The organism is Halorubrum vacuolatum (assembly GCF_900188065.1).
GTDB lineage: Archaea > Halobacteriota > Halobacteria > Halobacteriales > Haloferacaceae > Halorubrum > Halorubrum vacuolatum.
Map to the genome: position 1 here is coordinate 1 of NZ_FZNQ01000024.1, position 12,403 is coordinate 12,403.

10 protein-coding genes and 1 pseudogene are annotated in these 12,403 nt (G+C 66.3%); 6 read left to right on the forward strand and 5 right to left on the reverse strand.

All coding sequences use genetic code 11. The features are described 5' to 3' along the window. Window positions 1-95 precede the first annotated feature (95 nt). Window positions 96-1,370, forward strand: a pseudogene (locus tag CHB65_RS14660) (ATP-binding protein); the annotation flags it as partial. A 61-nt stretch (window positions 1,371-1,431) separates the two neighbouring features. Here CHB65_RS14660 and CHB65_RS14665 read toward each other — a convergent pair. The 3 genes from CHB65_RS14665 to CHB65_RS14675 form a co-directional block, all read right to left on the reverse strand. Next, entirely contained in the window at window positions 1,432-2,175 is a 744-nt protein-coding gene (locus tag CHB65_RS14665) for a DNA polymerase sliding clamp (protein WP_089385781.1), read from the reverse strand. A 61-nt stretch (window positions 2,176-2,236) separates the two neighbouring features. After that, window positions 2,237-3,610 (reverse strand): phosphoglucomutase/phosphomannomutase family protein, encoded by a 1,374-nt coding sequence (locus tag CHB65_RS14670; protein WP_089385782.1) that lies wholly within the window; start codon window positions 3,608-3,610, stop codon window positions 2,237-2,239. Window positions 3,611-3,797: 187 nt separating this feature from the next. Next, window positions 3,798-5,615 carry an excinuclease ABC subunit C gene (locus CHB65_RS14675; protein ID WP_089385783.1) on the reverse strand — a complete coding sequence of 606 codons (1,818 nt, stop codon included), beginning with the start codon at window positions 5,613-5,615 and terminating at the stop codon, window positions 3,798-3,800. Between the two features lie 126 nt (window positions 5,616-5,741). Between CHB65_RS14675 and CHB65_RS14680 the strand changes: the two genes are divergently transcribed. Both CHB65_RS14680 and CHB65_RS14685 read left to right on the forward strand, forming a co-directional pair. Next, window positions 5,742-7,346: a methyl-accepting chemotaxis protein gene (locus tag CHB65_RS14680; protein WP_089385784.1), complete on the forward strand. Its 1,605-nt coding sequence runs from the start codon at window positions 5,742-5,744 to the stop codon at window positions 7,344-7,346. Between the two features lie 70 nt (window positions 7,347-7,416). Continuing rightward, window positions 7,417-8,820: a cytochrome P450 gene (locus tag CHB65_RS14685; protein WP_089385785.1), complete on the forward strand. Its 1,404-nt coding sequence runs from the start codon at window positions 7,417-7,419 to the stop codon at window positions 8,818-8,820. Between the two features lie 28 nt (window positions 8,821-8,848). Here CHB65_RS14685 and CHB65_RS14690 read toward each other — a convergent pair whose 3' ends face one another. Together CHB65_RS14690 and CHB65_RS14695 are read right to left on the reverse strand one after the other, a co-directional pair. Further along, window positions 8,849-9,388 carry a 2'-5' RNA ligase family protein gene (locus tag CHB65_RS14690; RefSeq protein ID WP_089385786.1) on the reverse strand — a complete coding sequence of 180 codons (540 nt, stop codon included), beginning with the start codon at window positions 9,386-9,388 and terminating at the stop codon, window positions 8,849-8,851. A gap of 4 nt (window positions 9,389-9,392) precedes the next feature. Then, window positions 9,393-9,581, reverse strand: coding sequence for a DUF7554 family protein (locus CHB65_RS14695; protein ID WP_089385787.1), 189 nt, complete (start codon window positions 9,579-9,581; stop codon window positions 9,393-9,395). A 111-nt stretch (window positions 9,582-9,692) separates the two neighbouring features. On the opposite strand from CHB65_RS14695, the gene serB reads away from it, so the two are divergent. From serB to CHB65_RS14710, 3 genes are all read left to right on the forward strand, one after another. Then, a complete protein-coding gene (gene serB / locus CHB65_RS14700) occupies window positions 9,693-10,337 on the forward strand; it encodes a phosphoserine phosphatase SerB (protein ID WP_089385788.1) in 645 nt (214 codons plus the stop codon). A gap of 115 nt (window positions 10,338-10,452) precedes the next feature. After that, on the forward strand, window positions 10,453-11,289 hold the full coding sequence (locus CHB65_RS14705) for a lycopene cyclase domain-containing protein (protein WP_089385789.1): 837 nt from the start codon (window positions 10,453-10,455) through the stop codon (window positions 11,287-11,289). Further along, the gene (locus tag CHB65_RS14710; RefSeq protein ID WP_089385790.1) at window positions 11,282-12,343 is read left to right on the forward strand and encodes a Brp/Blh family beta-carotene 15,15'-dioxygenase; all 1,062 of its coding nucleotides are present in this window, start codon (window positions 11,282-11,284) and stop codon (window positions 12,341-12,343) included. The genes CHB65_RS14705 and CHB65_RS14710 overlap by 8 nt, the downstream gene beginning before the upstream one ends. Window positions 12,344-12,403: the final 60 nt, after the last annotated feature.

Below are 12,403 nucleotides of genomic sequence, written 5' to 3' on the forward strand. Positions count from 1 at the left end.
AAACTGGTGCATTCGCACCTCAAGAACAGGTGACGTCGTAAACCACAATATCCCAACGTGGGAATCCTCGCGCTTCAGCGCGGGGAGGATGTCAAGGACCGCTCTATCGTGCGGAGAGCGCCGCGGTCGCGTTGAGTACGCTGCCTCCGGGGTTGGCGCTCGTCGCATGGACGCTCGAACTCGGGCCGGCTCCACAGATTCAGCTCGCGCCGATCATGTTCATTCCACATGCGCTCCTGGATGCCTACGCGTTCAACCGCGCGGAGATGTTCGAGCGATATCCGACGACGAGCCGGGCGGCCGAACGAACCGCGATCAACGACCTCGCCGACCCGGTCATCGCGCTCGCGCCGGATCGCCGAATCGTCAGCCTCAACCCCGCCGCGGAGACCGTATTGGGGATGCAAGCCGAGGATGCTCGAAACCGGCCGATAACCGAGTTCCTCTCGGTCGATGTTCCGGACGGACGAGCGAGTGACGAGACCGACAGCGCGACGGAGACCAACGAGGTCACGCTCACCGTCGACCGTGAGCGACGAATATACGCGGTTTCGGTGTCAGTGCTCGCGGACCCACGAGGAATCGAGGTGGGTTATACGGTCGTCCTCTCCGATGTGACCGAACGTGAACGCCGACGCCAACAACTGGAGGTGCTCAATCGGATCCTGAGACACAACCTCCGAAATGACGCCGGCGTCGTTCATGGCTACGGCGAACTCCTCGTCGACCAGCTTGAGGACCCCGAACTCCGGAGAATGGCCGATGCGATCGAACGACGAGCGGGCGCGCTGGCGACGCTCGGGGACAAAGCGAACACGGTCGAAACGCTGCTTTCGGAGGTCGATCCCGCGCCGGTCGATATCGATGCACTCGCCGGTTCGACGATCGACGACGCCCGGCAACGACACCCCGACGCAGTCATCGAATACGTGAGCGATATCGACGATCCGACCCTCGATATCCGTGAAGATGCGTTCCGCGCGGCCCTCACGAACACGGTCGAGAACGCCGTTGAACACCACGATGGCCATGGATGCACGAACGGAAATGGGAGCCCGTGGATCCGGGTGGCGCTTCGAGTCGAGCGAGCGGATGGTGATGAGTCCGTCCCATCGGCGGCGACGCTCGTGTGTACGGTCGAGGACGACGGTCCCGGGATCCCCGATCACGAGCTCCAGGCGATCGAAGCCGGACAGGAAACCGCACTCGAACACGGCTCCGGGCTCGGCCTCTGGATCGTCGAATGGGCAGCGGCCGCCCTCGGCGCGACGGTCGAATACGAAGAGCGCGAACCGCGAGGTACCCGAATGAGGATGCACGTGCCGCTGCGCGGTGAAACCGGCACTGATCAACGGGAAATGGACGGGTAGTTCCGAACGGGCGTCCGGGAGGCCGTGCGGACGAACGAGCGCCCTCGGCGCGGGCGTGCGATCAGTCGCTCTGGATGCGGGGAGCCAGCATAAACGTGACCTGCCCGAGCCCCTGGCCGAACCCGTAGTGGAGTTTGACGGGGAACTCCTCGCCGAGTTCGACGGTTACCTCGGCGTCCGCGGGGATCGCCTTGTTCATGTCCTTGAGGTAATCGAGCGAGAAGAGCGAGTCGGCTGGGCCGGGCGAGAACGCGATGAGGTCCTCACGCGTCAGCTTCAAGTCGACATCGTCGGTGTCGCCTTCGGCCTCGATATAAAAGGACTCCTCGGCCTCATCGACGCGGAGACGGATGTGATCGCTCACCATGTCCGCGGCCTTCACGCCACGATTCAACTGCGCGCCCTCGACGACGACCTCGGCGGGAAGGTCGAGTTCCGGAATGTCCGGTTCCTGCCGGATCGAGTCGGGATCGATGAGCGCGAGCGTGTACGAGAGCCCGTCGATCTCGATGTGGAGCTTCCGGGTCTCCTCGTCGAGTTCGAGATGAACGAGGTCGCCGGAGGCCGCCATGCCGGCGATGTCCTCGAGACGGGCGAGGTTGACGCCGATGACGCCGCCGTCGGCGCTGTACGACTCGAACGCGGCGGCCTCGAGCGTGAGATCGACCATCCCAACGTTGGCGGGATCGACGGCACGAATGGAGAGCTCCTCCTCGTTCAAGCGGATCTTACACTCGTCGACCAGCACGCTCACCGAGTCGAGCGCGTCCTGCAGCGTGGACGCGCTCACGATGGCCTTGAACATATATGACGGGCTACGGCGGTATCACCTAAAAAGCCACCCAATCGGGCCGGTCGGAACCGGATCAGATGAGCGGTTCGACGATCTCACGTCCCGCCGCGAGCAACTCCTCAACGGCGGCCTCATCGCCCGCCTCGGCGTACACACGCAACACCGGTTCGGTTCCGGACGGTCGGACGAGCAACCACGAGCCGTTGTCCAAGAGCAGTTTAAATCCGTCGAGGGTGACCACCTTCGCGACGCCCTGTCCGGCAACGCTCTCCGGAATGTGATCCTCCAACTCCGAGAGGACGCCCTGTTTCCGTTCGTCCGGACACGCCACCGAGATCTTATCGGCGACGACGCGACCGTGCTCCGCGGTGAGGCGATCGACCCGTTGATCAAAGGGTTCCGCGACTTCGGCCGCGCCGGCGAGCAGCGCCATCAATACCCCATCCTTCTCGCGGACGTGTCCACGAAGCGTGAACCCGCCGGATTCCTCGCCGCCGAAGAGCGCGTCGTGGTCCGCCATCGCCTCCGCGACCCACTTGAACCCGACCGGTGTCTCGAAGACTTCCTGCCCGTGCGCCTCCGCGAGGCGGTCAACGAGGAACGTCGTCGAGACCGTCCGGATCGCGGGACCGGAGTCCTCCTCTAAAAGTCGATCATAACAGGCCACATAAAACAGGTTGGCGTCGAGAACGCCGCGATCGGGGGTACAGATAGCGATCCGGTCGGCGTCGCCGTCGTTGGCGATCCCGAGGTCGATGTCGCCTTCGGCTACCGCCTCGGCCAATTCCCCGAGATGCTCCGCGTTCGGCTCCGGCGGTTCGCCGCCGAAGGTTGGATCCTGTTCACAGCGAAGTCGTTTCACCTCCGCACCTGCCGCCTCCAACAACGCATCCGTCACCCCGCGACCGCTGCCGTGCATCGCGTCGTAGGCGACGGTGAGCCCCGAGAGGTCGGCGTCGATGAGGTCGGTCGCCGCCTCGGCGTGCGGGGTAATGAAATCGTGCCGACGGATCTCGCCCCACTCGGATTCGGGACGCAGATCCGGTTCGGCGAGCCGTGAAACGACATCTTCCGTCACTTCGGGCAGCGCCGGAGCCCCATCGCTTGGGATGAATTTCACCCCGTTATACTCGGGGGGGTTGTGGGAGGCGGTGACCATACATGCGCCGGCGAGCCCCTCGGCGACGATACCGTAGGCGACCGTCGGGGTGGGAACGTCGCGCTCGGGCAGAAGGACGTCGAATCCGTTACCTGCGAGCACCTCCGCCAAGCTCTCGGCGAACCCTTCCGAGGTTTCGCGGGCATCGTAGCCGACCGCAACTGGTTCATCGTGGCCCGCAGCCGTGAGGTGATCGGCAACCGCCTGACCGACGATCCGAACCCGATCGTCGGTGAAGACGTCGAGCGTCGCCCGCCAGCCATCCGTGCCGAAGGAGATCTGATCCATAGGGCACGTGTCGACACGGAACGTTATAACGTCGGGTGTCGCCGTCGAATACATCCGGGGTCACCACGATCCTTTATATCCGATAGCGCGGCCAGCATCTCCGTGACCTAACTACGGCCCCGGGGCGGGGGGCGGTCGTGCGGCAGTCGTCCCGGGCAACGGATCGCCGCCTGTCAGCCATCATCAGTCAGAGGCGTTCACGGAGCCGCCGAGCCGTGATTTCACCCACACCGTCGACATCGGTCAGGTCGTCCATCGATGCCTCCCGCACGTTTTCGACGGACCCGAACCGACCGAGCAGCCGGGCCCGGGTTTCGGGACCGACCCCGGGAACGTCATCGAGCACGGTCTTGACCTCGTCGCGAAGCGTCTGGTGATACTGCACCGCGAAGCGGTGTGCCTCGTCACGAACGCGCTGGAGCAGGTGGAGTTCGGGCGCGTCCGTGGGCCATCGGCGCGGTCCAGCCGGCGTGATCACCAGCTCCTCGGCCTTCGCGAGCGCGACGGTCGGGACATCCCAGCCGGTCTCCGCGAGGGCGTCCCGTGCCGCGGCCAACTGACCCTTGCCACCGTCGATGAGCAACAGATCCGGATCGGAGCGGTCATCGCGACCCTCCGTCGCGCGCATCGCACGCCATCGGATCAGCTGGCGCATGTTCGCGTAGTCGTCGTTGCGTTCGGTGAGACGCTTGCGTCGATACCCGGCGGTCTCCGCCTGCCCATCGACGAACCGGACGTTGGAGCCGACGACTGCCGTGCCGCCGGCGTGGCTCACGTCGAATCCCTCGATCCGATCCGGCCGAGCGATCCCAAGACGATCGCCGAGCGCGGCGACCGGGTCATCACGCCCGGTCCGTCTGCGGGCATTCTTGAGCGCCAGCTCGACGAGTTTCGCCTCGCGGCCGGCTCCGGGAACCCGAACGGTGACGCCCTCGCGTTCGAGCCACTCGACGACGTCCGGATCATCCGGACGTTCCGCGAGGAGGACCGTATCGGGGAACTCACGCTCCGCGTAGTACTGGGTGAGGAACGCGGAGAGCACCGCGGCCGGCGTGTTCACGTCGTCGCTCGTGGGAATGTCGACGCCGGACGAGTCGCCGTGTCCCCGTTCATCGTCCGGGGATTTCTCACCGCCTCGGGGAGCGCGAACGGCTGCATCGAGCCGATGTCGGCTTCGATCGACCAGCTGCCCCCGCTCGCTATGAAGTCGGGCGACTCGAGCGACGCTCCCTTCGACGGCCGCCGCGAGGACATCGACGGTCCGATCGTCCGACCGGTCCGCCACCGCCTCCCCGCCGTCACCGTGGAAGGCCTCGATCGCTTCGAGCCGGTCGCGGAGGGTTGCAGCCCGTTCAAACGCGGCATTTTGAGCCGCTGCCTCCATGCGTCGGCGGATCGGTTCGGCGAGGACACCGGTTTCACCCTCAAAGAACCGTCTGGCCGCCGCCACGTCCTCGGCGTACGTTTCCGGATCGATCTCGCCCGTACAGGGGGCCGAGCAAATCCCCATCTCGTAATCGAGACAGGGGCGGTCACGGCCGGCGTACTTGTGATCCGAACAGCCACGGAGTCGGTAGACCTCCCGAACCGCCTTCACGACGGCCTCGACGCGCCCCTTGTTCGTGAACGGACCATAGGCGACCGCCCCCTCATCGGGGTCACGTGTGATCTCGATCCGTGGGACCTCGTGATCCGTGAACCCGACCAACGGATACGACTTATCGTCTTTCAGTCGGACGTTATACCGCGGCTGGAGGCGTTTGATCAGGTTCGCCTCGAGTAAGAGCGCCTGCGTCTCGGTGTCCGTCACCGCGAACTCGATGTCGTCGGCCCGCGAAACCATGCCACGAATGCGGTCGGAGCGTGGCTCCGCGTACGAACTAACCCGTGATCGGAGATCGACTGCCTTCCCCACATAGAGCGTGGTATCACCCGATCGGAACTGATAGACGCCGGGATCACGCGGAAGCGTCGCGGCGTGATCACGAACGTCGACGGCCTCCATCACTGAACGGTAACGCTCGGGCGGGTTTGAACGCTACGGGGCCGACCGCCGGCGCGGCCGGTTATCTCGTTTGAATATTGGAGCCGTTGAATTAAGGATCGTCTTTCGAGACGTACACGCGAGATCATGAGAAGCCTGCTCACGGGGCTCAAACGACTACTTGGGACGGCGAATGACGAGCGATCGATACCCGATGGTGGGGTCGTCGTGGAGGCGTCCGAGGAAGCGGCCGTCGGGGGAGCGACGGTGGCGGACGACGAGCAGCACATGGTGACCGACGAGGAGGGAGTCGATCGGGCAGGAACCCTGGGCGGGGCCGGGTTCGAGCAGATCTTCAGCGCTCTCGGGGTACCCACCTTCATCCTCGACCGCGACGGCAACGTCGCCGAATGGAACGAGGCGATGGTCGGCCTCACGGGTGTAAGCCGGGAGGAGGCGATCGGACACGGCCACGTCTCGGAGCTATTTTATCACGACGGGCGCCGTGCAGCCACCCTCGCCGACAAGGTGATCGAGGCGCCGGAAACGGCGGATAGAGAGTACGGCGTCGAGCGGGTCGACGCGGAACGAACGAGATATCGTGATTCCTCGACGATGATGAACCGTCGGGGTGATGAGGTCCATATCGAATTCGCAGCGACGCCGCTGTACGACGGCGAGGAACTCGTCGGGGTCGCGGAGGTCGTCATCGATCGGACGGAGAACGTGAACGAGCGCGACGCGATCCACGCGCTCGTCACCGAGATCCGCGGGACTGCGGAGTCCATCGGTTCGGGGAACTTGGGCGCACGGGCGGAGTGTCACGATTCGTTCGCCCACCTCGACGACGAGATCACGGCCGTCGTCGAGGTGGTCAACCGGATGGCATCGAACCTCGACGAACTCGCGGGGAGCGTCGATCGAAAGGCGCGTGAACTCGATGAAACGGTCGAGGAAGCCACCGAGGCGGCAAGCACCATCGCAAGCAACGTCGAGGATCAGAACGATCTGATAACCGAGGGCGTCTCGGAGATGCAGTCGTTCTCGGCGGGGATGGAGGAGGTCGCGGCCACCGCCGACCAAGTCGATCATGCGGCCTCCGCCGCGAGCGCCGCCGCGGAGGAGGGGTTGGATGCCAGCGAGGACGCCAGGGAGGCGACCCAGGATGTCGTCGAAATCGGCGACGAGTTGGTCGAGAGCGTCGGCCAGCTCTCCGCGCGGATGGACGATATCGAGGAGGTGATCGAGGTCATCTCCGAGGTCGCCGAACAGACCAACCTCCTCGCGCTCAACGCCAACATCGAGGCGGCCCGCGCCGGCGACGGTGGGGACGGCTTCGCCGTCGTCGCCGAGGAGGTGAAGAAGCTTGCCGATGAAACCCGGAGTCATACCGAGGAGATCACCGCGAGCCTCGCCGAGCTGCAGGCACAATCGGATGAGACCTCCGAGGCGGTCGGACGGTCACACGACCGGATCGCCGACGCCGGCGAACAGATCGAATCCGTCTTGGATTCACTCGCGGAGATCGCCGATGCGGTCGAGGAGGCCGCGGACGGCGTCGCGGAGGTGGCCCGAACCACCGATGACCAAGCCGCCACGGTCGAGGAGCTGACGGCCACGTTGGAGGCGGTCAGGGAACGGTCAGACCGGACCGAGACGGCGACCGAACGGATCGTCGCGGCGACCAGCCAACAGGAGGCCGCCGTCGAGGAGCTGATCGCCCGCGTCGAACGCCTCGATGCCGACGATTGAGCCCGTTCAGCGAAGCCTTGTGAACCGTGTCGCGCCGAACGTTTAACCCGACGCATCCCTCAGTTCTCATATGTCCGTGACGCCCCCCGGGCCGATCGGCGACCCCCTGTTCGGAAACGCCCGACAGTACGCCGATGACCCGTTTACGTTCATCCGCGCGTGTGCCGATAGCTACGGCGACGTCGTCAGGTTCGACCTCGGACCGCTGGAGACGTACATGCTCACGAATCCTCGCGATATCGAGCGCGTGCTCGTCGCCGACGCGGAAAAATATCGAAAACCGTCCTTCGGCGACGACGCGATCGGAACCCTGCTCGGCGACGGGCTCCTGTTGAGCGAGGGGGAGACGTGGCAGCGACAGCGTCGGCTCGCAAACCCCTCGTTTCACACCCGCCGGATCGGCGCGCTGGCGGGCACGATGGTCGAACACACCGACGATCAGATGGCCGGTTGGGAACCCGGCGACGTCATCGACGTCCAGCTGGAGGTCGCTCGCCTCACCGTCCGGATCATCGTCTCGGCGATGTTCGGGACCGACATCACCGAGGAGGAGGTGCGAACCGTTCAGGAGAACTTGGAGCCGCTCGGAGCACGCTTCGAACCCGACCCGCGTCGATTTTTGATCCCGAACTGGGTGCCGACCCGCGAGAACCGCGAGTTCGACGCCGCGATCGCGACGCTGGAGGACCTCATCGACGACATCGTCGCCCGTCGCCGTGGGACCGAGTACGACCCCGACATCGACCCGGCGGGTACGGACGGTATCGCCGTTCGGGGACCGGCGGGCGATCCCGACGGGGGCCTCCCGATGGACCTCCTTTCGGTCCTGTTACGTGCGTACGATCGCGGCGAGCAGACCGAGAAGAACCTGCGCGATGAACTCGTGACGATGCTGCTCGCCGGCCACGACACGACGGCGTTGACGCTCACGTACACGTTCTACCTGCTTTCGAAGCATCCCCACATTCGCGAACGGGTCGAAGCCGAAGCCGACGAGGCGGTCGCCGACGGTCCACCGGACGCGATGGACGCGCGCGGAATGACCGAGACGGAGCGCGTGCTCAACGAGGCGATGCGGCTCTATCCGCCGGTGTACACGATGTTCCGCGAGCCGAAGCTGGATGTCAAACTCGGGGGGTATCGGATCCCGGAGGGTGCAGCGATCATGTTGTCACAGTGGGCGATCCACCGCTCACCGCGGTGGTACGATGCCCCGGAGGCGTTCGACCCGGACCGGTGGCGATCCGAACGACGCGCTGACCGGCCGCGGTTCGCGTTCTTCCCGTTCGGCGGCGGTCCGCGCCACTGCATCGGGAAGGCCCTGTCGCTGCTGGAGGCGAAACTCATCCTCGCACGGGTCTGCTCGCAGTATCGGTTGGCATACGAGGGGCCCGAGCTCACGCTCCGCGGGTCGCTCACGATGCATCCGAATCACCCGGTGCCGATGCGGGTCACGCCGCGTTCCGACAACTGAGAGGACGGGCGAGAGGGACGGCGGCCACCTATGGACGAACCCGTCCGGCGACCTCGCGAAACTCGGGGTCGTAGAGTTCGAACTCGTGGACGCGCCACGAGACGGTGTCGAACGGTGTATCGAGGAGGGATTCGACGGCTGCCGCCGATCCTCCTCGTGCGAGGGTAATATGGGGTATATAGTCGTCGCCCTCGATACCATCAACGGGATCGAAGCTCGCACAGAGCCGCCGATGAAGTCGACGAAGGGCGTCGCTCTCGACGGAGAGGTAGACGACGGGGCCGGGGCCCGCCGCGGGCCGCTCGAACGTCCCGAGCCCATCGACCGTGACGGTGAACGGGGTGGTGCCGGCCAGGAGGGGCCGGAGTTCCTCGCGGAGGGCCGCGAGCGCGACGTCCTTGGACCCGGGATGTGGACCCCCACCGGTCCCGGGAACGTCGCGGGCGTCGACCCGCTTCGCCACGAGCGTGTGCCGCTCACGAACCCGGTCGAAACCCGTGAGTTTCGGGTGGAGATCGGCCGCTATCCGGTCGATCGCGGGCGGAAGCGGGACGTTGAGGCTGAACATCGCCTCAGATCCGATCGGTGAGCCACAGCACGATCAGGACGACGATGAGGAGGCCGATGAGCGTCGGCAACGCGTTGAACAGGGTGAGCGTGATGCTCAACAGGCTCCCGATGATCTCCAGAAGAAGCCACAGGATCACGAGTCCGAGCACGATCTTGAGGAGGTCCTCGACCTCGAGCGCGGCGCGGTTCATACGCGGCGATCCGATCGGGCGACGAAAAAGCCCGTCGGGACGGGCCGCCGAGGAGTGGGACTCCCCGAACGGATCGGGCACTTACAAGACGGCCGCTGGGGAAGGTAGTGTATGCGACTGATCGCGTTCGACTTCGACGGGACGCTCTCGGATTCGGAGATGACGGTGCTTTTGGCCGAACGCGCCGGCGTCGCCGACGAGGTGGCGGAGATCACGGAGCGGGCGATGAACGACGAATTGAGCTACGCTGAGAGCCTGTATCGACGGGCCGAGCTGCTCGGCGGGCTGGAGGAGGACGCCGTCGAGGAGGCGTACGACGCGGTCCGACTCCGTCCGGGCGCGGCGAAGCTGATCGAGCGGCTCCAGGCGGAGGGCCATCACGTCGCCGTGCTGACCGGGGGGTTCGAGCGGGGCGTGGAGCGAGCGCTGGAACGCGAGGGCGTCGAGGCCGACTCGATCGTCGCCAATCGGCTCCCGCTCGCGGACGGCGCGCTCACCGGCGAGGCCGAGGGGCCGCTCATCGAGGGGACCAAAGACGACGCGTTGGCGGCGCTCGCGGACGACCTCGACGTGCCGATGGAGCTGACGGTGGCGATCGGCGACGGCGCGAACGACCTCCCGATGCTGGAGGTGGCCGGCCTCGCCGTCGGCTTCATGCCGAAGTCGGCGGTTCGGTCGGTCTGTGACGCCGTCGTCGCCTCCATGTTCCGCCTCGGGAAGGTGTTCGAGGGGTACGGGGTTCTCACGAAGCGGTGATCCGGACACTGCGTCGGGTCGACGGAGCCGCCGGATCCCTGACCACGATCGGGTGTCTTTTTAAACGGGCTCGGGACGAACTGACGGACATGGACGTCACTGACGGGGTGGTGCCGTGATCCCGACCCTGACGTATCTCCAGTATCATCTCGTCTTCAGCCTCCCGGTGATACTGCTGACGTGGTATCTCGCGCCCCGATACGACCGCGTGCGACGGCGGCGGTCGGCCGTCGGGATCGTGATCCTCGTCGTCATCGCGTTTATATACACGACCCCGTGGGGAAGCTACATGATCCGCACGGGTGTCTGGTGGTACGGCGAGGGCGCGGTCCTGTTTCGGGTCCTCTCGATCCCGCTCGGCGAGTACCTCTATTTCGCGATCCAGACGGTCATCGTCGCGTTCGTCCTCCACCGGATCGGCTTCGATCCGACGTTTCGGGAGGGCGACTTCGCGCGGGCACCACGGATCGCCGGCGTCGTCGTCGGGATCGGGCTCTGTCTGGTGGGGCTGTGGCTCGTCACCCTCGACGCCTCCTACCGCTATCTCGGCGGGCTGATCGCGTGGGTCGGGCCGGTGCTCGCGCTACAGTGGGGCGTCGGCGGCGGCTACCTGATCCGCACCGCGCCGATGTGGCTGTCGGCGACGCTCGTGCCCTCCGTCTACTTCTGGGTCGTCGATCGGATCGCCATCGAGATGGGGACCTGGGTGATCTCCACGGAGTTCACGACGGGCGTTACGCCGCTCGGGCTGCCGATCGAGGAGGCGCTCTTTTTCGCCTCTGCCAGCCTCATGACGGTGAACGGGCTGGTGTTGTTCGAGTGGGTGCTCGACTGGAACGATCGTCGGGAGACGGGATGGGAGGCGGTGCTCGACCGGCTCGATCCGGCGGCCGATATCGTGACCGAGCCGGTCGCGGACGGCGGTGATCGGCCGGGGACGGGGAATGGGTGAGCGAGACGCCGCGGCCCGCGCGGTCGACCGATGGTTCGCGCGACTGCCGGCGATCGCGTTGTTGGCGGTGCTCCCGATCGCCGCGGTGACCCCTTCGTTTCCGGTGGAGATCGGACTGATCGCGTTCGCGCTGGGGACGCTCACGACCGGGATGGCCCACGGTGCGGTCGATCACCTCGTCCCGTTCCGGGCGGCCTCGACGTCGCTTCTCCGCTCCATCGCCGTCGTCTCCGTCGTCTACGCCGTCTTGGGTGCGGCGGTCGTCCTCGGGTTCTTTCTCGCGCCCGTCGCCGCCTTCGTCGGCTTCATCGCGCTGACGTGGCTGCACTGGGGGCAGGGGGACGTGGCCGCGCTCGCCGTCGCCGGCGTCGAACATCTCCGGACCCCGACCGAACGGGCGTTGAGCGGATTCGTGCGCGGCGGGCTCCCGATGGGCGTCCCGCTCGTCGCACAGCCAGCGGAGTATCGTCTCGTCGCGGAGTGGGTTGTCGGCTTGTTCGTCGTCGACGCCGCGGCCGCGAGCAGCGCGGTCGATCCGCTCTTTACTGATTCCGTTCGGCTCGGTGTCGGCGGCGTGATGATCGCGGCGACCCTCCTCTCGGCCGGGGTCGGGTACGTCCGCGTTCGAGGCGGCGCCTCGCGTCGTGGGTGGCTTCGGGACATTGGCGAGGTCGGCGTGTTGTGGGCGTGGTTCAGTCTCGCGGCCCCGGTGTTCGCCGTCGGCGTCTATTTCGGCGCGTGGCACGCGCTCAGACACGTCGGACGGCTGATCCTCGTTGACGAACGGGCGGCGACGGCGATGGCTCGCGGGGAGCCGCGGGTCGCGCTCGGGCGGTTCGCGCGCGACGCCGCGCCGCTCACGCTCGGCGGCTACGTCGTCGTGGGGCTCGTCGCCGTCGCGGTCCCCGCGGGGGTCGCAGACGGCGGGAGCCTCCTCGCGGTCGCGCTCGTCGCCATTGCGGCGATGACGCTCCCGCACGTCGTCGTCGTCGCGTGGCTCGACGTCGAACAGGGGATCTGGTCGGAGCGTCCATTCGGCGGGTGGATCGGCTGATCGATGGCGTTCCCCGGGATGTGATGATCGACGGCGGCCCCGGTGTTTCGGCGGCGGCTT